We start from the raw sequence: 21347 nt of genomic DNA, 5'->3' as shown, positions 1-21347 counted from the left end.
GTTTTATTTCCTCCTTAAACTTCAGTGCGTTGGAATTGGGATAAAAAGCGGACGTCGTTCGTATAGAAATGGCGGATGTCTTCAACGCCGTATTTCAGCATGGCAATGCGCTCCGGCCCCATGCCGAAAGCGAATCCTGTCAGGCGCTTCGAGTCGTAGCCTGCCATTTCGAGTACGTTCGGATGCACCATTCCGGCACCTAGGATTTCAAGCCAGCCAGTCCCTTTGCAGACGTTGCAGCCCGACCCGCCGCATTTGAAGCAGGAGATGTCCATTTCAACAGACGGCTCTGTGAACGGGAAGAAGCTTGGGCGCAGACGGATTTCGCGGTCTTCGCCGAACATTTTCTTCGCAAATACTTCAAGCGTCCCTTTCAAGTCGCTCATGCGGATGTCTTCGCCGATGACCAATCCTTCAATCTGTGTGAACTGGTGGGAATGCGTCGCGTCGTCGTTGTCGCGGCGATACACTTTCCCCGGGCAAATGATCTTGATCGGCTCTCCGCCTTTCGCTTCCATTGTGCGCGCCTGGACCGGAGAAGTATGCGTGCGCAATAGAATATCTTCTGTTATATAGAAGGAATCCTGCATATCGCGCGCCGGATGCCCTTTCGGCAAGTTCAGCGCTTCGAAGTTGTAATAATCCTTCTCCACTTCCGGGCCTTCTGCAATTTCATAGCCCATCGAGATGAACAGGTCCTCGATTTCCTCGACCACGCGCGTCAATGGATGCGCATTGCCCGTTTTGACTGGGCGGCCAGGCAGCGTGATGTCGATCGTTTCACTCTGCAATTTTTCATTGATCGCCTGCTCTTCCAAGATCGCCATGCGCTCTTCAAGCGACGCAGTCACTTCTTCGCGGACGACGTTGACTAGCGCCCCCATTTTCGGCCGCTCTTCAGCTGGGAGTTTCCCCATGCCTTTCAAAAGATCCGTGATTGGCCCTTTCTTGCCTAAATACGCGACGCGGACGTCGTTCAATGCCTTTACGTTCTCTGCATTCGCGATCTTTTCGAGTGCTTCTGTTTTTAATGCCTGCAATTGTGCTTCCATCTTTTCTCCTCCTTTGAACATAAAAAAGCCCCGTCCCAGAAAAGGGACGAGGCATTATTCGCGGTACCACCCTAGTTATTGCGCCAAGCGCAATCACTCATTTGCATAACGGCTCTTCACCGGCCCGTCTTTACAGCACTTCTGCTGGTCCCGTCAGGCAGCTCGCGGGGTGAACTTCTGTGGCGTATGCATTTCCGCACTTTCAGTCAAGGTGCAGAATCCCTTCGATGCATGGGCGCAACGTACTTTTCCCGGTCGACGCTTTTGTTTATTTACCAATTAATTATACGAAAGTTCGAAGCTTTTATCAAATTTAGTTTTTCGGCACCAGGCTGTAGAGCAAAATGCCGGTCGCCACAGCCACGTTCAGCGACTCCGCATTGCCGTATAAGGGAACGACGAGATTCTGGTCTGCCTGTTGCAAGAGGATCGGATCCACTCCGCTGCCTTCATTGCCAACCAGCAGCGCGAATTGCTCGCGGCTTTCGGCTTCGTGCACCGGCGTTGCGTTATGGAGCGCAGTGCCATATACCGGGATGCTGCGCTTCTGCAAAGCGACGACCCATTCCAACAAGTCGCCTCTGACGACAGGCACTTGGAAATTCGCACCTTGCGCCGAGCGGACCGTCTTCGGGTTGTACGGGTCAGCGCTTCCTTTGCCGAGCACGACCGCGTCGATTCCGCTGGCTGACGCCGTGCGGATCATCGTGCCGACGTTGCCCGGATCCTGGACGGCATCAATCAGCAGGAGCTTGGTCCACGCCTGCTGCTCCTCTTCCGTAAACTCCGGCTGGGCGCAGTGTGCAAAAATCCCCTGCGAATGCTCCGTCTCTGAAATCTCTTTTGCCACTTGGGCCGTGATGGAATATTGCGGAACATCATCCACGTCCCAGTCCGCCGGGATGTCGACGCCTTCACGGACAATCAATGACTTGATGAGCTCTTTCTTCTTCAATGCCTCTTCCGTCATATGGAAACCTTCCACTAGGAATTCCGCAAACTTGTCGCGCTCTTTGCGGGTCGTTCCTAGCTTTTTCCAATGCTTGACGAGCGAGTTCTGTACCGATTCAATTCTTTTCATAGATCGTTCACGCCTTTATTTCAGAATAAAATCAGTATAGCACAGCTTTATGGCTAACTCGTGAAAAAGTCGAAGCCAAGTGCAGTCGCGATGCCAAAGACAAGGCTCCAGAGCGCAATGCTGGCTGTCAGCCACACCGTCGTGTTCCTCTTGGTCGCGCCGAGTGTCATGCCTATGAATGCAGCAATGTGGGTGCCGATTAGGATCGGGCCGAGCAGCGCAAGGCCAGGAAGGCCGTATTTGTTCATGATCTTTTTCGCCCGCTCGCTTTTCTTCGACGGCGCCTTGCCTTTCGCTTCCTGCCGTTTCGCATACCACACCCTGAATTTCTCAAAGCCGATGATCAGCGCGAGCACCGTCAGCATATTGCCGACAAATGCCGTAACGATGACCCAAAAAGGCGAAAGCCCCCAGACAATGCCGAGCGGGATGACCAGCGCAATCTCAAGCCACGGAACCGCAGCTCCGACAAAAACCATCAAATATTCGTACATCATTCCGCTTCCTCCTTGAAATGGCTCCGTATTTCCCGGTAGTAGATCCAGTACTGGCCGAGTGCGAGGAGGAGAATCCCCCAGATGATGAAAATGCGCGGCATCGGTATAACAATCGCAAATGCCGCGAGCAGCGGCAAGCTCCAAGTGATATAGGTATAGACTTTCTGCGCGGCCTTCCGGGTGATGAATGTCATCCCTTCATCCTGCTCCAAATATTCGGGCGGGCGGATGGAAAATGCCTTCACTTTTTGCTGCGGATTGTTTTTATTGTGCTTTCTTAATTGCAGGCTGAATATCAGCAGCATGATTAGGTAAACGATCACTGAACCGACTGCGAACATGCCCCCTGTCCCACCGATGCTGATTGTCATACTGGTTTCTGTCCCATTGTCGATCACCTCGGTGATCGGTGAACTGATCCCGTAAGCAAAAAGCCCAAGCACAACAATAAACCCCATCATCCATAATGGATACTGCAACCGAAAATCATTTTTCATGCGTCCCATCCCCTTCCAGCCAGAATAAATCATCCACTGTCGTTTCCAATGCTTTTGCGAGCTTCAGCGCAAGCGTGATCGAAGGCGAGAATTCCCCTTTTTCAATAAACGCTACCGTCTGCCTGGTGACATCCACCAGCTTGCCCAAATCACTCTGCGTAAAGCCGTGCCGTGCACGAAGCTCCTTGACCCGATTCTTGAGCATTTGCGTCATCCTCTCGACTATAATGTTCGGTATATATAACATAATGTACAGTATACTTAACATTAAGTAAAGTATTATTTACATATTTTTGGTTTTTCGGACCGCTATGGGCGGTCCCGGCATTTTAAAAGCCCTTCGCTGGAAGCGAAGGGCTGGAGTTTGGTTGGGGTGAGTTAAAGATCAAAGTCAAAGGCAGAGATGGATGCTTTTCGCAGGCGAAAAGCGAAAAAACTCCAGTAAGATTATTTATCGGCGATATTTTTGATTTATCGGCGATATGTTCATTATATCGGCGATTCCAGCGTTTTATCGGCGATTCTAGAAATATATCGGCGATTTTTGGATTATATCGGCGATTCCGACTTTACAGGTGAATCTACTTTGTCCCTCAACTGATATTTCCTGCCTTTTAACTCGCCTGTCTTTTGTAAATTCAAAGACGTGATCAACCTCTTAGCAACCGATTGTGATTCGATCAAACAAAACGCGCGAAATTGACGATTCGATATTGAACTGTCTATTAAAGAGAAATATTCACTGATGGCATAAACGTGGGCATGGGAATTTTTCTCTCCGCACTTCGTGCATTTCCAACTATGATTCGTCCGTTCCATCGAATACATGATGCATTTATTGCACAGTACACCTCTCTTCAACTCCCGCCAATCCAGCCGGTATTGTTCACACAACGGCATCCGCTGATAAGGCGCTTGGTTGTTTTCAATCGCTTTTTTGATGTCGTCTAATTTGAGTGATGCCATTCTTTGAGGATAATTCTGAAGAATCATATGCAGGTACTCCACCATCTGATAAGTCTTGCAAATGTACTTATCTTTCGGCTTTGATACAATTTCGCATTGTTTGGGGGTGAACACTACGAGGCCGTCGATCGGCACGGTGATATTCTGGATCTTGAACCACGCTTCGAGAAAGCGCATATGCTTGTTCAATTGTACGATTGGATCTTCCATTATCGTTTTTTCATCGTCATCGTTGAACCGGTAAAACTCACCTGTTTCTTCGTCAAAGACGATTCGGCCGCTGATATTCTTGGATTCGATGATTAACGCACAGCGGTCTGTCAGCAATAGGCCATCCATTTGCACCCGCCAACCACCGATGGCTAAACTGACATTCCAAATGATGTGGTGCTCTTCAGACAAATAAAATTCATTGAACTTCCTTTTCATCCGGGCTTCGCCTCTCTTGCCCGATTTGCTTCGGTGCAGCTCCACTTCGAAAAATTTCCGATATGAATGCTCCTCTGGCAATCGACGGAGCAGGCATTCCAGAGACTCTGCTTCACTCAGCATGACCACTTTTTTCTTCTCCATTCAACACCTCCTATAGTTAAATTAAACTATTCGAAAAGCCGTTTCAAACTATTTCTCAACGGGTATTTTTGAGGCGATTTCTTTAATGAAAAGCTACGTTTGCGGTTGTTTATTCCGTTGTGCGTTTCTAAGAGTAATTCTGTTTTCCGTGGCTTGTGTAAAAAAATTGCTTACTTGCAGTATTTTGAGTTTACTTGCAGCATTTCAGATTTGCTTGCAGCAACACCTCCTTCACTTGCACCAACCAAAAAAACCCCGCCAAATGGCGAGGTCTGAAACACAATTACTCGAACGTGATACGGGCAACCGTGTCCTTATCCAATTTCTTGATCACTTCGATGATCAATTTTACTGCGTTTTCGTAATCGTCGCGGTGCAGGATGCCTGCGTGCGAGTGGATGTAGCGGGTAGCAACGCCGATCGATAGCGACGGGACGCCGTTTGCCGTCAGGTGGATCGAGCCGGCATCCGTTCCACCGCCTGCAATCGTTTCGAACTGGTACGGGATGCCTGCTTCTTCAGCTGTATCCACAACGAGTTCACGCAAGCCGCGGTGAGACACCATGGAAGCGTCGTAAAGCAGGATCTGCGGGCCGTCGCCCATTTTGCTGTTGGATTCCTGTGCCGTGATTCCAGGCGTGTCGCCTGCAATGCCGACATCCACTGCAAAGCCGATGTCCGGCTGGATTTTCGCTGCCGCTGTGCGCGCGCCGCGAAGGCCGACTTCTTCCTGGATGGTGCCCACTCCGTAAACGATGTTCGGGTGGTCGACGCCTTTCAATCCTTTGAGCACGTCGATGGCAATCGCACAACCGATGCGGTTGTCCCAAGCTTTAGCCAAGAGCAATTTTTCATTTGTCATGACCGAGAATTCGAAATACGGCGTGACCATATCGCCTGGCGTGATGCCCCACTCTTTTACCTCGTCGCGGGATGAAGCGCCGATATCGATGAACATGTCTTTGATTTCCACCGGTTTTTTGCGTGCTTCCGGAGATAGGATGTGCGGCGGTTTCGAGCCGATGACGCCTGTGATTTCCTTGCCGCTGCGTGTCGTGATCGTCACGCGCTGTGCCAGCATGACCTGCGACCACCAGCCGCCGACCGTCTGGAACTTCAGGAAGCCTTTGTCGTCGATTTGGGTGATCATAAAGCCGATTTCGTCCAAGTGGCCAGCGACCATGATTTTCGGGCCGTCTGCTGCGCCTTCTTTGCGGGCGATCAAGCCGCCCAAGTTGTCCGTTTCCACAGAATCTGCAAACGGCGCTATGTATTTTTTCATGACTTCACGCGCTTGGCGTTCGTTGCCGGGAATTCCATTTGCGTCCGTCAATTCTTTTAGCATCACTAATGTATCGTCCATTTTAACCATTATTTCGACCTCCTAAATATTCATTCTGTTTTATTATAAATGAAAGCTCTTCCATTATCAAAACATTCTTAATAGCCTTCGTTCTGGCGCTCGTAATTGGTTTTGTTTTTTGCGATATACGCTTCCAAAATCTCGTCGTAGGTGAAGCCGAGCGCGTGGGCGATGCCGCCGTACCAGCTCCAGATGTCCTGATAATTCGAGACGGAGTAGTCTTCAAGGAACTCCAGTATCTGCCGCTGCGTGCCGATAAACAATTCGGTCAGGTCCGTCTCTCCAACGCGGTCCGGCCATTCTAACAGCATATTCAGATCTTTTTCGATGCCGAGCGACAACAAAAAGTGGATTGAATCGACGTATTCCTCCAGAATCACTTCGCGGGCGGATGCTTCTTTTGTGCTCCAGAATTTGAAGCACCGCGTCTCGTTTGCCAGTTCTGCAAGCTCCACCAAAAGCGCCAGCCCTTTTTTACGGAAAAGATCTTCTTCCATCCCGCGGTTCGATTGGATAAACCGGTCTAGTTCCTCCTGCATCACAAACAATTCCTGCAAATTCATGCAACCACTCCTTTTCCAATAAAATCTTGAAACCATAATACTTTCCGTACGTATTATACAATATAACGCTCGGAGCGGGGGGAAATTGGATGGGTTTTATGATTCGCCTTATTGTTATCGCTATTATCATTTACATTGCTTACCGTCTAGCAAAATACATGTTTGATCCGAAACGGAAAATCGAATCGGCTATGGCTTCGGGCACGTTCTATTTTCATGACGACCAGACCGATGCGCGGAAAAATTTCCACATCGTGTATCAAGGGGTTTTATTCTCAGGGGAAAAATACATGGGGACCGGCGAGGATGCCGGCACAGTTGAGTCCATCTTTGTCTGGACCGAGGATTCGGCCAAGCTGGATGCCCTGGGCAAAGAAGATTTCCGGTTCTTGGAGGATGAAATCCGCAAGAACTACCCGGATGCTCGGATCAATTGGAAAAATCCGATTGAACAAGTGATCATGCAGAAAGGGTGATAGCTCACCCTTCTTCAGCCAAATTCCTTGAAACTCCATACCAATAACGCCACATCAATAGCCGCGAGCAACAGAAAGCCGACGCGGAAATTGGTGTGTTTTGTTTTGTGGCGAAATGCCATCATGCCGGCATATGCTCCGATGCCGCCTCCAAATATGGCGACCGACCACAGATTCTTTTCAGGGATGCGCTGTCCGCGCCGCTGTGCCTGCTTCTTGTCGATGCGCATCATGGCGAATGCCAACAATGAAAGCACCGCAAAATAACCCAGGATAATCAAAAACATCGCATTTCCTCCTATAGAAAAAGACTGGCGAAGTTTCGCCAGTCTTTTCATTTGTATTCTTATTTGTTCATTGCGTTTTTAGCTTGGTCAGCCAATGCTGTGAAAGCAGCTGCATCAGATACAGCGATTTCAGCTAGCATTTTGCGGTTGATGTCGATGCCCGCAACTTTAAGGCCATGCATTAGGCGGCTGTATGAAATATCATTCAAGCGCGCTGCTGCGTTGATACGCGTGATCCACAGTCTGCGGAAATCACGTTTTTTGTTGCGACGGTCACGGTAAGCATAGTTACCAGACTTCATCACTTGTTGGTTAGCTACTTTATATTGAATGTGCTTAGCACCATAATAACCTTTTGCTAATTTAATGACCTTTTTACGACGCTGGCGCGTCACTGTTCCACCTTTTACGCGTGGCATAATACATTACCTCCTGCTTGAATATGAAAATTCGATTTTTAATTTTTGTCTAGACTGCAGCGCCCAGATTCTCGGGGTCATAAGCCGAAGTGGCTGTGCGGCAAAAAGCGCCGCTTCGCCCCTTCGTCTTATGCCCGTCGAATCTACATGGGCGCTTACGCTTTTCTAGTCTTACTTCATGTTGTAGATCAAAGATTTGATGCGCTTCAAGTCGCCTGCAGAAACAAGTTTCCCTTTGCGAAGGTGACGTTTTTGCTTAGTCGATTTGTTTGCAAATAAATGGCTTGTGTGTGAACGATTGCGTCTTACTTTACCAGTTCCAGTTTTCTTGAAACGTTTTGACGCACCGCTATGGCTTTTCATTTTCGGCATTTCGAGTTCCTCCTAAACAATTGTACTATTATTCTTTTTCGTTAACCGGCGCAAGCATCAAGAACATGCTGCGGCCATCCATTTTCGGGCGCTGCTCAACCGTAGCTACCTCTTTGCACGCTTCTGCGAAGCGTTCAAGGACGCGCTGTCCGATTTCTTTGTGCGTGATCGCACGGCCTTTGAAACGGATTGAAGCTTTTACTTTGTCGCCTTTTTCAAGGAACTTGATCGCGTTGCGAAGTTTCGTGTTGAAATCGTGATCGTCAATTGAAGGGCTTAGGCGCACTTCTTTGACAATGATGACTTTCTGATTCTTGCGGATTTCACGATCTTTTTTCTGCTGCTCGAACTTGAATTTCCCGTGGTCCATGATACGTGCGACCGGTGGCTTAGCTTGAGGAGCCACAAGTACAAGATCCAAGTTGACACGTGCCGCAATTTCAAGTGCTTCGTTACGTGTTTTAATGCCGAGTTGTTCACCGTTCTGATCAATAACCCGCAGTTCACGTGCACGAATACCTTCGTTTACATTAATGTCTTTGCTAATATTAATCCACCTCCGGATAGTGTCGCGAATAGCTTAAATGCTCGAACCGACGATTGCCGGCTTACAGGTTCCGATCCAAAACAAAAGCGGATGGACCACAGAGGTCCACCCGCAAATATGACAATACGCACGCATGCATATAGTAGTCAATCGTGTATACCTGCCAACAATCGGTCGATCAGGTGAGAAGCGGGTGCTCCTGCTTTGCACATATAAGTATTCTATAACCTTATCTATAATATCACGCGTACATGTCCTTGTCAACAGCTATATCAATATAAGCTGCGCTGAATAAATTCACTCTTCAACTTCACTTTGAGCGCTCGGAGCATGACTTTTATATAAAGCTAGTTTTTAACTCCGCATCGGTCGCTCAGGGCATGGCTCCAGCAATAAGCCGAGAAGACCACTCGTCTCATTGCTTCGCCTAGCCCATGGTCGCGCCGATGCTTAGTTATTTCTTAGCTGTATAAAATTCATCCTGTGATTTCTGTGTTTCATTATTGATTAAAGATATTGAGCAAGACAACGGAGCCCGCAGGAAAGTCATTAGTAGGATTCTATAGCACATAAATAATACATTATATGCTTCTATCTCTGCATGGCTACGCTGGCTATATTGTATGATAACCATCTCCGCGCCGCTAGCTTCATCGCAAATAAAAAGGCCCAAAAGTAATTTGGGTCTTTTTATCGCCTAGCCCGCAGGCGCGTCGGCGCTAGTATAGTTCATTGTAAGTTGGTAACTCACTCATTTAGCAATACTCCCTGAGATATGGAGCAAAACAGCGCAGAAAACCGTACTGCTCCTGCAGCACTGCGTGCTTCGTCGCAAAGTATCGGCCAAATGCTGTTTGGCCGATACTTGCCTGCGGGAGCAGCGTAGCGACGAAGTGCTGAGCTAACTCGGGCGGCTAGCCCGAGTTAGCTCAGCGCGAGCCCGCGGCAAGCGCAGCGGTTTTGCGGAAAATCGACAGTTATAGCTAATTAACCTTACCGAAGTTCGCTCTTAACCATGTTGAGGAAGTCGTCGAACGGCATGCTTTCGGACTTCTGTTCGCCGTACTTGCGGACGTTCACTGAGCCGTTCTCGAGTTCCTGGTCGCCGATTACGAGCATATAAGGGACTTTCTGCATTTGGGCTTCGCGGATCTTATAGCCGAGTTTCTCATCCCGCTCGTCGATGTCGACGCGCAGGCGGTTCAAGCGAAGCTTGTCCTGTACTTGTTTCGCATATTCGCTGTGCGCATCAAGCGAAACCGGGATCACTTCCACCTGTATCGGTGCGAGCCATGTCGGGAATGCTCCTTTGTATTCTTCAATCAGGAAGGCAACAAAGCGCTCCATTGTTGAAACGACGCCGCGGTGGATGACGACTGGGCGGTGCTGTTTGCCGTCTTCTCCGATATAGTTCAAATCGAAGCGCTCTGGCAATAGGAAATCAAGCTGGACAGTCGACAACGTTTCTTCTTTGCCGAGTGCAGTTTTCACTTGGACGTCCACTTTCGGGCCGTAGAATGCCGCTTCCCCTTCCACTTCAGTGTATGGAAGCGCCAATTCGTCCATCGCTTCTTTCAGCATCGCCTGGGCGCGGTTCCACATGGCATCATCGTCGAAGTATTTCTCTTTGTCTTCCGGATCGCGGTAGGACAGGCGGAATGAATAATCTTTGATATCGAAATCCTTGTAAACTTCGATCACCAGATTCACAACACGCTTGAACTCTTCTTTGATCTGGTCGGGGCGCACGAAGATATGCGCATCGTTCAATGTCATGCCGCGCACGCGCTGTAGCCCTGAAAGCGCACCGGACATTTCGTAGCGGTGCATCAACCCAAGTTCCGCGATGCGGATCGGCAGGTTGCGGTAGGAATGGATCCCCTGCTTGTAGATCATCATGTGGTGCGGGCAGTTCATCGGACGGAGCACAAGGTCTTCATTGTCCATGGACATGACCGGGAACATATCGTCCTGGTAATGGTCCCAGTGGCCGCTTGTCTTATAAAGTTCAACGCTTCCCATGACAGGAGTATAGACGTGGTCGTAGCCCAGGCTTTCTTCCTTGTCGACGATATAGCGCTCGATGATGCGGCGGATTGTCGCGCCTTTTGGCAGCCACATCGGCAACCCTTGGCCGACTTTCTGGGAGTTCATGAACAAGTTCAGCTCTTTCCCGATTTTGCGGTGGTCGCGCTCTTTCGCTTCTTCGAGCATAGCCAGATGCGCTTTCAGCTCGTCTTTTGTGAAGAACGCAGTGCCGTAGATGCGCTGCAGCATCTTGTTGTCGCTGTCGCCTCTCCAATATGCGCCTGCTACGCTCAGCAATTTGAATTCCTTCAGTTTGCCAGTCGATGGCACGTGGATGCCGCGGCAAAGGTCGAAAAAGTCGCCTTGCTCATAGATTGAAACTTGATCGTCTTCCGGAATGGCTTCAAGAAGCTCCAATTTGTATGGGTCTTCGATTGCCGCGAAGCGTTTTTGCGCTTCCGCACGCGAAACATCGTGGCGGACGATTTCAATATTTTCGTTGATGATTTTCTTCATTTCTTTTTCGATGACCGGCAAATCTTCTGCAGTAATGGCAGTTTCGGAATCGATATCGTAGTAGAATCCGTTCTCGATGACCGGGCCGACGCCAAGTTTGGCATCCGGATAAATGCGTTTCACCGCTTGGGCCAATAGATGCGCAGTCGAGTGGCGCAGGATCTCAAGCGCTTCATCGGAATCCGGTGTGATGATCGCAATGCTGCCGTCTTGGGAGATCGGCCATTTCAAATCCACCAGCTGGTCGCCGACTTTTCCGGCCAATGCTTTCTTGCGGAGGCCTGGCGAAATGGATTGAGCAATTTCTTCAGTAGTCGTGCCTTTGGAAAACTCCTTTACTGCTCCATCAGGGAATGTTAATTGAATCATGTCTGACATATTACTCTCTCCTTTTTCATTTAGATTTGAACAACTTGCCCGATCCAATTGGCAGCCAAGGGACTGCCGTTTTCCGGACAAATAAAAAAAGCCTCATCCCAAAGGGACGAAGCTATGTTCGTGGTTCCACCCTTCTTCTATTTGGGACAGAAAGATCCTGTCCAAAACGAAGCTCTGCATCGGCTAACGGGCCGGTACCGTCAGCTGCTACTCCAAAGTTTCACAGCTGCTGCTCGAAGGTGGTAAGCGTTGTGCCGGTACTTGAGAAGCTTGCAGCCGGTGGCTTCTCTCTCTAGAAAGTCGTACAGTTCCGCTCTTGTCCTTGTCAAAGCATTTCAAATCATATTCTGATTGTTATTACTATACTGCGAAAATCTCCAAAATGCAACACCCGCAAATCAATTCCTGCGGTTTCTGCCGTCCAGCTTCACCGGCTCTGTCAATGCGCGGATGCGTTCCATGACCCGGGCCGCTTTCAAGTCTTCCTTTTCGCCGCGCTGGGAATATGTCAAATGGTGCTGGAGTTCGGAATAGCTGAAGTTCGATGTCATGAACGTCGGCAGCCGCTCCGCCATCCGGTAGTGGAGAATTGTGCCGAGCACTTCGTCGCGCGTCCAACTCGACATCGCTTCCGCACCGATGTCGTCAAGCATGAGAACATCGGCTTTTTTCACGTAGTCGACTTTTTCCTGCAACGTCTGGTCGCCGATCGCCTGTTTCATTTCCCGCATGAATTCCGGGACAAAGACCAGGACGGACCGGATGTTCATCTCTGCCAGTTCGTTGGCTACGGCACTCAGCAAATAGGATTTCCCGATGCCGAATTTGCCGTACAAATACAGGCCTTTCTTCGGCATGTTGTCCGGGCCGGTCGTTTCATCCAAAAACTTGCTGACGGCACGGAATGCTTCCATGCGGCTGTCATCCAACTCGAAGCCGCTGAGCGTCGCCTGCATCACTTCTTTCGGCATGTACATGCTGTGGATCATTGAAGATGCCCGGCGTTTATTGTCGTGGGCATTTTTCAGGCGGCACGGCGTATAGGAAATGCCGATGGTTCCGCGCTCCAATACCAGATTCGGTTCGAAGCCTTTCAGATGGTTGATGCAGCCTTCAAAGCTCGGGCATTTATTGCAATCGTGGGACTGGTCGATGTACTCGTATAATTTATGCAGCCCTCTGTCCACGGTGCTTTTATCGATTTCCGAAGAATGCTCCTCCAGGAACTTCTGGACGCCGGGATTTTCAAGCACTTCTTTTCGCATATCGTTGTAGCGCTCCGAGAAAGCGGGGGCATTGACCACCCGTTTCAATGTTTCGCGAATCGGCTCCATTTAATCACCCTTGCCTTTCTTCATCGCCAATCTAGCGAGGAGTTTTTGTTTTTCGATTTCCAGATCGGTGTTCTGCGGCTTGGCAGCGGCCGGCTGCGCCTCGTCTTTCTGATAGAACCATTCCGGCAGCTTCTCTTCCCGCACCGGCTTGCCGCGGTTGGAGCGAGTGGCAGATTTGGCGGCGGAAGAAGGCGAACCGTCCGCTTTCCATTTCATGTATTGTTCGTGTTCGATGCGCGCCAAATCCATCGCTTCCTTGGCTGTCGTGACATTTTTACGAAGCCAATGCGAAGCGATTTTCTCGACATACGCTTTTGTCAGTTTCATATCCGTCCGAAGCAGGACGTATTGCAGCAGCACGTTCACGACGGCCGGTTCCATGCCGTGCTGAATGACCAATTGGTTTGCCAGCTGGACATCAGCCGGCAGCGGCTCTTTGCCATTGGCAATATCGCGCAGCACTTCGACAGGCGAAGCGGATTCCAGGTACTGGATCAACTCCTCCTGCCGGGTTTTCGGCTCTGCCGATTCTGCCGGCTCTTTTTTGCGGGCCTGGACAAGTTTAGGGGCCGTCGTCGCCACGGTCAGTTTATAGTATTCCGAAGCCGCTTTTTTCAGGCCTTCGGGCGTCAGTTTGGAATCGTCGTCGATTGCCAAAAGCACCACTTTCTGCATATCTAGCGGTCCCCAGCTATAGAGGAACGCCAGTTTGGCAATGGTGTCTTTGACCGAAGCCGTCAATACGCGCTTTGGCACAAGCTGTTCCGACAACCCTTGCCGGAGCAGCGCAAAATCGAAATCTTCCTCTGTCTTATAGCCGCCTTCCGTCCGTTCGTGGAAATCCTTCGGTTCGGACGGGTAGCCCGCCTTGGCGTGGACCGGCTGGAAGATGTCTGTGAATGTGCGCGACACTTCTTCAAAGCCATCCGGGATCTCGGTCTGGTTCAAGAAGCGGTCCCGCACTTTCCGGTAGGACGTCTCACCGATCTTGCTGAAAAGGAACATTGAAAGCAGCGGATCCTGGAAAAACTTCTTGGGGTCGAGCGGCGGGCAAAGTTCATAGACGAACGACCGGTGATCGCCGTCCCTCTTGAACGTCTTCATGAGGCCGATCGCCTCGAGCTGTATGCGGGATTCGAAAATCCGTGCTATGGGCACACCCAAGGTATTCATCAAGGAATAATGGGTTGCTTCTTCTCCGCCGGCTTCCCCTTCCGCCCAGAGCGTCAGGTAGAAAGCCGTAGCTTCCGCGCCGATCATCGGCTGATACAGGAGCGTCAACAGCTGGCGGTCATAATTTGAAAAAGGGTACGGCAAACGGATTTTAAACGAGTCCGCGGGTTGGAGTTCTTTATAAAGTGCAGACATGGTTCACCGCCTTACTCGGTTTTCTTGTCTTCCGGATTCTTTTTTAAAAGATCCTTCAGTTCATCAATAAATACAGTAATGTCTTTGAATTGGCGGTAGACGGAAGCGAAACGGACATACGCCACTTCGTCGATTTCCGCCAGCCGGTTCATGACCAGCTCACCGACTTCTTCGGATTTCACTTCAGCATTGCCAGTTCGGCGCAGTTCCTTTTCGATGTCAAAGACGACATTTTCAAGCGTCTCCAGCGGCACCGGCCGTTTTTCGCAAGCCCGGATCAAGCCGCGCAATACTTTCTCGCGGCTGAACTCTTCGCGCGAACCGTCTTTTTTCACGACGATCAGCGGCATTTCTTCCACTTTCTCGAAGGTCGTATAACGGTAGCCGCACGCTTCGCATTCCCTGCGCCTCCGAATTGATTTGTTATCATCTACCGGGCGCGAATCGACTACACGCGTCCCGTTATGCTGGCAAGCCGGACATCTCATATGGACCTCTCCCTAAACGTTCTATCTGTTTCTTCTATATATAAATCTCATCTTTCATACCGCTCCTGCAGATTATCGACAATGATTTTTTAGCCTAATATATATAGTATAACAAAACTTCCTCTGTAAAATAGAAAAAGCAGAGGAATTTATCCTCTGCTTAGTATGTTTCATGTTAACGGATTATGCATTTACTGAAACTTTGGATTGGCCAGCACTGACTGGACCCATTCCACGCGGAATTTCTACGAATTCGCGTGTACCTGAATTCAACGCTTCAGCAATATAATTCGCTGCAACAGTTGGATCAAGATCGCCGCAAGTATAAACATCGATACTTGCATAGCCGTGTTCCGGGAAGCTGTGGATCGTTAAATGCGATTCAGAAATGATGACTACCCCGCTTACGCCTTGAGGTGCAAATTTGTGAAAAGCTACTTCTCTGACTTCGGCTCCGGATTTAAGTGCTGCATCAACAAAAGTTTGTTCGATAAAATCCATATCGTTTAATTTGTCAAAATCACACTGCCAAAGTTCTGCAATTACGTGACGTCCCATTGTTTCCATGGTTCGTTTTCCCCCTTTGATATCATTTTGTTTTGATGCGCAAAATATTCAAAGTTGACTACCACGGGGGAAAGTTAGTCCAAAGAGGTCCTAACCCTTTAAGCAGTCATGTGAATAAAGATTGCTCCATCCGTTGCCGTAAACCTGTTGGTAACGAAGAAGTTCGCAGTCGTTTTTAGACTACGAATGTTAGTATATGATGTATTGAAATGAAATGCAATAAAAATTACTCGAAAAAACATCTTTTTTCAGGAAATTATTTTCAGGAAAAAACCGCACCCCTCTTGTACAAGGGATGCGGTTCGTATCATTTATCATGCATAAACCATAGATTTTGCGACTTTCTTTGCTAAATCGACAACACGTGCGGAATAGCCCCATTCGTTGTCGTACCAAGCCAGTACTTTCACTTTGCGGTTGCCGATGACCATTGTTGAAAGGCCGTCGACAATTGCCGACTGTTCCGTCGTGTTGAAGTCGACCGATACGAGCGGATCCATCGTCAATGACAAAATGCCGGTCAAGCCGTTTTCGGAAGCATTAACAAACGCCTCGTTGACTTGTTCCGCCGTTACGTCCTGCTTCACGTCTACGACAAGGTCGACAAGTGATACATTCGGTGTCGGTACGCGCAATGCCATGCCGTGAAGTTTTCCTTCAAGCTCCGGCAAGACCAAAGACAGCGCTTTCGCGGCACCCGTAGATGTCGGGATGATCGACTGTGCACATGCCCGTGCGCGGCGAAGATCCTTATGCGGGTTGTCGAGATTTTTCTGGTCGTTCGTATACGAATGGACCGTCGTCATCAAGCCGTTTTCGATGCCGAATGCATCATTCAGCACTTTCGCGACCGGAGCCAAGCAGTTCGTCGTGCAGCTCGCATTTGAAATGACATCATGCTTATCGATTTCCAAAGCGTCGTCGTTTACACCCATAACAATCGTGACATCCGCGTTTTTCCCAGGTGCCGATAAGATGACTTTGCGCGCGCCTGCTTCCAAGTGAAGCGCCGCTTTCTCGCGTGCGTTAAATTTGCCGGTTGCTTCAATAACAATATCAATGCCCATTTCTTTCCATGGTAAAAGGAGTGGATCCCGCTCATTCACCAACTGCACCCGTTTGCCGTTGACGATCAACGCATCTTCTTCGTGAGACACATCGGCCTGGAAGATTCCATGATTTGTGTCATACTTAATCAAATGCGCCAAGGTTTCAGCAGGATAGCTGGCGTTCACCGCTGAAATCGTGATGTCATCCATTAAAATGGCCTGTCTGAATACCATGCGGCCGATGCGGCCAAACCCGTTAATCGCAATAGATACTGTCATTTATTAGTCCTCCAGTAAATTAAGTTATACTTTTATTTTTAATTCGTTATATAGTATAACACATTTTACGTAATCTGGAACCTTTAACTTCTATTCTTTGCCTCTTTCAGGATTCCGCTGCATTCCAGCTTTCCAAAATTCGGTTGAGCTGCCATTTCGTTTCTTCGATGGAGCCGTTGTTGTAGATGACGGCATCCGCCCCTTCTTCTTTTACCGACATCGGCAATTGCGAAGCGATGCGCGCCCGGGCTTCTGCTTCAGACAGGCCGTTGCGCTCCATCAGCCGCGCCAACTGCTTCTCTTCCGTCACACTGACCACCAGGATTTTATCGGCAAAATGCTGAAGCCTGCTCTCGAACAGCAGCGGGATATCCATGATGACGGTCTTGTGGCCTTCTTCCAGAAATGCCGCGCGCTGTCGCATCATTTCCGCCCGGATTGCCGGGTGGATGATGTCATTCAGCCTTTTCCGGCTCGCCGGATCGTTGAAGATGATATCGCCCACCTTTTTCCGGTCCATTGCGCCATCCGGCAAAATCACTTCGCTGCCGAAATCCTCTTCAATCTTTTTCAATGTATCGCTGCCCGGCTCCACGACCTGCCTTGCCACCTGATCGGCATCGACAATCGGATACCCAAGCTCTTGCAGCATTTGGGAAACGGTGCTTTTCCCGCTCGCTATGCTGCCCGTCAAACCAATGATCATTCCAAGCCCTCACTTCTGGCACGACGGGCAATATACCGAAGTCCGCCCGCCGATTTGGAGGGACTTGGTCATGCTGCCGCATGCCGTGCACTGTTTTTTGCCATACATGCCGAACCGGTTCTGCATCTGCCCCGACTCGCCGTTTATGTTGCGGTAATCCGAAATCGTGCTTCCACCTGCTTCAATGCTTTCAAGCAGGATCGCAGCAATTGCCTCGAACAATTGCGTTTTCCGCAGACGGCTGATGCGCCCTGCTTTTCGGTTCGGATGGATCTTCATCCGGAACAGCGCTTCGGTCGCGTAAATATTGCCGCAGCCGGAAATCACCCGCCCGTCCATGATCACTTCTTTGATGGGCTTGTTCTTATACTTCGGGCTTTCCGACATGTCCAGGAAATGCTCGAGTGCTCCGTCGTCAAAGGGTTCCGGCGCCATCAAAAGCAGCGCCGGAAAATCCCTTTCTTCGTTCAGTACCCGCATCTCCCCGAAACGCCGGATATCCGCGTATGCAAGCAAGTTTCCATCGTCAAGCGTCAAAATCACATGGACATGCCGGCGGAACTTCTCCTCCTGGATGGACAGCAAGCTGTCGACAAAAAACCAGGCCCCCGACATCCCCAAATGGTTCACCAATAAAAACTCATTGTCTTTCTTCATCTGAAAATATATATATTTGCTGCGCCGGTCCACCCGCACAATTTCAGCGCCAATCAGGCTGTCGATAAAGGCGTCGGCTTCCATCCGTTTGATGATGGCCTCCTTGCCCCCTTCTTTCGAAAGGCGGATTGTATCCGACACGAAAACATCCCGGATCACCTTGCCGGCAGCAACCGGCCGGATCAGGCGGACGACGCCTTCCACTTCAGGAAGTTCTGGCATCCAAAAGCACTCCTATCATTTTGTATCGTACCAAGTATCGCCGTAAGCGAAATCCACTTTCAGCGGCACATTCAGTTCCACTGCATTTTCCATGACTTCAGGAACCAGTGTCTTCAGTTTCTCCAATTCTTCCGGCGGCGCTTCGAAAATCAATTCATCGTGCACTTGCAGCAGCATGCGCGTCTGCATGCCTTCCCGCTCCAGCGCATCCGCCATATCGATCATCGCTTTTTTGATGATATCCGCGGCGCTCCCCTGGATCGGTGTATTCATCGCCGTCCGTTCAGCAAAGCTGCGCAAATTGAAGTTCGAGCTGTTGATATCCGGCAAATAGCGGCGGCGGTTCATGATGGTAGTGACAAAGCCGTTTTTCTTCGCCGTCTGGATGCTCGTATCCATATAATTCTTGACGCCCGGGAAGCTCTTCAGGTAGCTGTCGATGAATTCAGCAGCTTCTTTCCGGGTGATGTTCAGGCTCTGGGACAATCCGTAATCGCTGATGCCGTAGACGATGCCGAAGTTGACCGCTTTCGCTGCGCGGCGCATATTCGACGTCACTTCTTCCGCCGGCACGTGGAACACATCACTTGCCGTTTTCGTATGGATGTCCATATCGTGCTTGAAGGCATCGATCAGGCTGTCATCTTTCGACATATCCGCAAGCACCCGCAATTCGATCTGCGAGTAATCCGCAGCCACCATGAGCCATCCAGGCACCGACGGCACAAATGCTTTCCGGATCTTGCGCCCTTCCTCCAGCCGCACCGGGATGTTCTGCAAGTTCGGGTTGATCGAACTGAGGCGGCCTGTCGTCGTGAGCGCCTGCTGGAAGCGCGTATGGACTTTGCCGTCTTCGTGGATTTCCTTCAGCAGCCCTTCTATATAAGTGGAAAGGATCTTGCCAAGCTGGCGGTACAATAAAATATACGAAATGATTTCGTGTTTGCCTTCCAGCTTTTCCAGCACATCCGCTGCGGTCGAATAGCCGGTCTTGGTTTTTTTCTGGACCGGCAAGCCCAGCTTCTCGAACAGGATCGCCCCGAGCTGTTTGGTCGAGTTGATGTTGAACCGTTCGCCCGCAAGGCCGTAGATTTCGAATTCGATTTTTTCAAGCTTATGCGATAATTCCTTGCCCATTTCCGCCAACTGGTCACGGTCCACCTTGACGCCGAACGATTCCATTGCGCCGAGAATCGTTGCCAATGGCAATTCCAGGTTGCGGTACAAGCTGAATTGTTCGTTCTCCTCAAGCTTCTTCAGCACCAGCGGACGCACTTCCCAGATCGTCCGTGCTTTTCGCGCTAGATGCTCATGCAGGATCAGATCGCCCGGAACGGATTTCTTCGCGCCTTTGCCATAGATCTGTTCGTTTTGGGAAACTTCCGTATAGCCGTATTCCTGGACAATGTTCGACAAGTCCGTATACGTCAGCGACGGATTGACGATGTAAGCACCAAGCATCAAATCGAAGTCGACGCCTTTCACTTCCAGTCCGCAGCGCAAAAATGCCGCCGTTGCCGCTTTGGAATCGGACATAAATTTTTTCTTTGTTTCATCCTCGAACCAAGCTCTGAAAGCCTCTGACGAAGTGATTGTCTCCATCGTTGCCACATATGTCTTGTCGGCTGTCGCAAGCGATACCCCTAAGAGATCACAGGTGTGGTATTGTTCATCGTACATCTCCAAATGGATGGCCATCTCGTCTTCCAGAATCGAGGCGTCGATTTCATTTAGCACTTCGAATTCCAGCTCTTTTTTCACCGTTTCCTCTTGGGTGTATTCGCTTTTCTCCAGCAGCGATTTGAATGCCAGCTCGTTCCATACCTTGATGAGCTCATCCTGGTCCGGCCCCGAATAGCCTAGGTCATTGATGGATACTTCAATGGGTGCCTCGCGCTCGATCGTCGCGAGCTTTTTGCTGATATGGGCAAGCTCTTCGTTTGCCGCGAGCTTTTCCTTCAACTTGCCTTTCTGCTCGTCAATTGCTTCATAGACGCCTTCCACTGAACCGTAGGCAGCCAGCAATTTCAACGCCGTCTTCTCCCCAACACCCGGAACGCCCGGAATATTATCCGAAGAATCGCCCATGAGCCCTTTCATATCGATGATCTGCTCCGGCGACAAGCCGTATTTTTCACGGATATGGTCAACGGTATATTTTTCGATATCGGTGATCCCTTTGCGCGTGATGTAAACCGTCGTTGAAGGGGATGCCAGCTGCGTCAAATCCTTGTCGCCGGAAATGACCACCACTTCATCGCCTTCTTTTTCCGCCTCCAGGCTCAATGTGCCGATGATGTCATCCGCTTCGTAATTTTCGAGTTCGTATGTTTTGATGCGGTAGGCATCGATCAATTTTCTCAAGTACGGAAATTGCTCGGACAGTTCAGGCGGCGTCTTTTGGCGCCCTCCTTTGTATTCGCCGAACATCGCATTCCGGAACGTTGTTTTCCCGGCGTCAAACGCCACAATCATATGGGTCGGCTGCTCTTCTTCCAAGATTTTCTGCAGCATCATCGTAAACCCATACACAGCATTCGTATGGACCCCTTGTTCATTGGTCAAAAGCGGCAGCGCGAAGAACGCGCGATATGCCAAACTGTTTCCGTCTAATAAAAGAATTTTCTTCGCCACAAAATTACCCCTCTCAAATAAAAAAGCCGTCATTCCCTACATTTTACCATGACGGCAAAAAGAAGAGAAATGACGGCTGTTTTACGTTCCTGTTATTAGTTATCCTCTTACTAAGTTTTACTAATGAATCATCCTTTTATATACCGCTTCGGCGCTTTGGGCATGGCTTACGGAAGAAGCCAGGCAAAGAACGCCAGTCTTCTTGCTTCGCCTAGCCCGTGGGCGCGCCGGCGCTGGTTCAGTTTATTGAAAGCTGATAACTCTACCTAGTTAGCAGTACTATCTGAGATATGAAGCAAAACAGCGGAGAAAACCGTACTGCTCCTGTCCCTGCATCGCTGCGCTAGCTTCGGGACATAAAAAACCGTTGCAGCACTTCGTGCTTCTTCGTAAAGACTTGCCCTCGCAGGCTTCGGGTAAGTCTTGCC

General features: G+C 49.7%; 22 protein-coding genes and 2 other annotated features. Of the genes, 1 reads left to right on the top strand and 21 read right to left on the bottom strand.

All coding sequences use genetic code 11. The annotated features are described in order from the left end of the window. Positions 1 to 14: 14 nt before the first annotated feature. From pheS to ACTL32_RS07145, 8 genes are all read right to left on the bottom strand, one after another. Positions 15 to 1052, bottom strand: a complete 1038-nt coding sequence (gene pheS / locus ACTL32_RS07180; protein ID WP_441340821.1) for a phenylalanine--tRNA ligase subunit alpha — start codon at positions 1050 to 1052, stop codon at positions 15 to 17. A 39-nt stretch (positions 1053 to 1091) separates the two neighbouring features. Continuing rightward, positions 1092 to 1320, bottom strand: a binding site (T-box leader). Between the two features lie 45 nt (positions 1321 to 1365). Continuing rightward, positions 1366 to 2133, bottom strand: coding sequence for a TrmH family RNA methyltransferase (locus ACTL32_RS07175; RefSeq protein WP_441340820.1), 768 nt, complete (start codon positions 2131 to 2133; stop codon positions 1366 to 1368). Between the two features lie 53 nt (positions 2134 to 2186). Beyond that, on the bottom strand, positions 2187 to 2627 hold the full coding sequence (locus ACTL32_RS07170) for a small multi-drug export protein (protein ID WP_204890677.1): 441 nt from the start codon (positions 2625 to 2627) through the stop codon (positions 2187 to 2189). Continuing rightward, positions 2627 to 3127: a hypothetical protein gene (locus tag ACTL32_RS07165; protein ID WP_441340819.1), complete on the bottom strand. Its 501-nt coding sequence runs from the start codon at positions 3125 to 3127 to the stop codon at positions 2627 to 2629. Before ACTL32_RS07165 ends, ACTL32_RS07170 begins: the two co-directional genes overlap by 1 nt. After that, on the bottom strand, positions 3117 to 3332 hold the full coding sequence (locus ACTL32_RS07160) for a helix-turn-helix transcriptional regulator (protein WP_441340818.1): 216 nt from the start codon (positions 3330 to 3332) through the stop codon (positions 3117 to 3119). Before ACTL32_RS07160 ends, ACTL32_RS07165 begins: the two co-directional genes overlap by 11 nt. Before the next feature lie 344 nt (positions 3333 to 3676). After that, positions 3677 to 4666 (bottom strand): nuclease-related domain-containing protein, encoded by a 990-nt coding sequence (locus tag ACTL32_RS07155; protein WP_441340817.1) that lies wholly within the window; start codon positions 4664 to 4666, stop codon positions 3677 to 3679. A 283-nt stretch (positions 4667 to 4949) separates the two neighbouring features. Then, positions 4950 to 6038, bottom strand: a complete 1089-nt coding sequence (locus ACTL32_RS07150) for a M42 family metallopeptidase (RefSeq protein ID WP_204890296.1) — start codon at positions 6036 to 6038, stop codon at positions 4950 to 4952. A gap of 68 nt (positions 6039 to 6106) precedes the next feature. Continuing rightward, complete coding sequence (locus tag ACTL32_RS07145) at positions 6107 to 6592, bottom strand: dUTP diphosphatase (protein ID WP_441340816.1); 486 nt, start codon at positions 6590 to 6592, stop codon at positions 6107 to 6109. 89 nt (positions 6593 to 6681) lie between these two features. Between ACTL32_RS07145 and ACTL32_RS07140 the strand changes: the two genes are divergently transcribed. Continuing rightward, positions 6682 to 7068 (top strand): sigma-w pathway protein ysdB, encoded by a 387-nt coding sequence (locus ACTL32_RS07140; protein ID WP_441340815.1) that lies wholly within the window; start codon positions 6682 to 6684, stop codon positions 7066 to 7068. 14 nt (positions 7069 to 7082) lie between these two features. Here the strand turns inward: ACTL32_RS07140 and ACTL32_RS07135 are convergent, their stop codons facing one another. The 13 genes from ACTL32_RS07135 to polA all read right to left on the bottom strand — a co-directional run bounded on the left by ACTL32_RS07135 (position 7083) and on the right by polA (position 20952). Then, the gene (locus ACTL32_RS07135) at positions 7083 to 7355 is read right to left on the bottom strand and encodes a DUF1294 domain-containing protein (protein ID WP_441340814.1); all 273 of its coding nucleotides are present in this window, start codon (positions 7353 to 7355) and stop codon (positions 7083 to 7085) included. A gap of 59 nt (positions 7356 to 7414) precedes the next feature. Further along, entirely contained in the window at positions 7415 to 7774 is a 360-nt protein-coding gene (gene rplT, locus ACTL32_RS07130) for a 50S ribosomal protein L20 (protein ID WP_036804741.1), read from the bottom strand. A gap of 171 nt (positions 7775 to 7945) precedes the next feature. Then, a complete protein-coding gene (rpmI, locus tag ACTL32_RS07125) occupies positions 7946 to 8146 on the bottom strand; it encodes a 50S ribosomal protein L35 (RefSeq protein ID WP_204890291.1) in 201 nt (66 codons plus the stop codon). Positions 8147 to 8174: 28 nt separating this feature from the next. Beyond that, on the bottom strand, positions 8175 to 8681 hold the full coding sequence (gene infC, locus ACTL32_RS07120; protein WP_215098906.1) for a translation initiation factor IF-3: 507 nt from the start codon (positions 8679 to 8681) through the stop codon (positions 8175 to 8177). An 84-nt stretch (positions 8682 to 8765) separates the two neighbouring features. Next, positions 8766 to 8904 (bottom strand) — a sequence feature (ribosomal protein L20 leader region). 782 nt (positions 8905 to 9686) lie between these two features. Beyond that, positions 9687 to 11615 (bottom strand): threonine--tRNA ligase, encoded by a 1929-nt coding sequence (thrS, locus tag ACTL32_RS07115; protein ID WP_441340813.1) that lies wholly within the window; start codon positions 11613 to 11615, stop codon positions 9687 to 9689. 398 nt (positions 11616 to 12013) lie between these two features. After that, on the bottom strand, positions 12014 to 12949 hold the full coding sequence (dnaI, locus tag ACTL32_RS07110; protein ID WP_441340812.1) for a primosomal protein DnaI: 936 nt from the start codon (positions 12947 to 12949) through the stop codon (positions 12014 to 12016). After that, a complete protein-coding gene (locus tag ACTL32_RS07105) occupies positions 12950 to 14317 on the bottom strand; it encodes a replication initiation and membrane attachment family protein (protein WP_441340811.1) in 1368 nt (455 codons plus the stop codon). A gap of 11 nt (positions 14318 to 14328) precedes the next feature. Further along, a complete protein-coding gene (gene nrdR / locus ACTL32_RS07100; protein WP_204890287.1) occupies positions 14329 to 14805 on the bottom strand; it encodes a transcriptional regulator NrdR in 477 nt (158 codons plus the stop codon). A gap of 183 nt (positions 14806 to 14988) precedes the next feature. After that, complete coding sequence (gene speD, locus ACTL32_RS07095; protein ID WP_135500321.1) at positions 14989 to 15372, bottom strand: adenosylmethionine decarboxylase; 384 nt, start codon at positions 15370 to 15372, stop codon at positions 14989 to 14991. A gap of 314 nt (positions 15373 to 15686) precedes the next feature. Beyond that, positions 15687 to 16700: a glyceraldehyde-3-phosphate dehydrogenase gene (locus ACTL32_RS07090; protein ID WP_441340810.1), complete on the bottom strand. Its 1014-nt coding sequence runs from the start codon at positions 16698 to 16700 to the stop codon at positions 15687 to 15689. Between the two features lie 106 nt (positions 16701 to 16806). Beyond that, positions 16807 to 17406: a dephospho-CoA kinase gene (gene coaE, locus ACTL32_RS07085; protein WP_441340809.1), complete on the bottom strand. Its 600-nt coding sequence runs from the start codon at positions 17404 to 17406 to the stop codon at positions 16807 to 16809. A gap of 9 nt (positions 17407 to 17415) precedes the next feature. After that, entirely contained in the window at positions 17416 to 18285 is an 870-nt protein-coding gene (gene mutM, locus ACTL32_RS07080; protein ID WP_441340808.1) for a bifunctional DNA-formamidopyrimidine glycosylase/DNA-(apurinic or apyrimidinic site) lyase, read from the bottom strand. 15 nt (positions 18286 to 18300) lie between these two features. Continuing rightward, the gene (gene polA, locus ACTL32_RS07075) at positions 18301 to 20952 is read right to left on the bottom strand and encodes a DNA polymerase I (protein ID WP_441340807.1); all 2652 of its coding nucleotides are present in this window, start codon (positions 20950 to 20952) and stop codon (positions 18301 to 18303) included. Positions 20953 to 21347: the final 395 nt, after the last annotated feature.

The organism is Planococcus sp. FY231025 (assembly GCF_052078085.1).
Lineage (GTDB): Bacteria > Bacillota > Bacilli > Bacillales_A > Planococcaceae > Planococcus.
This window is presented reverse-complemented; position numbering and strand designations above follow the sequence as displayed.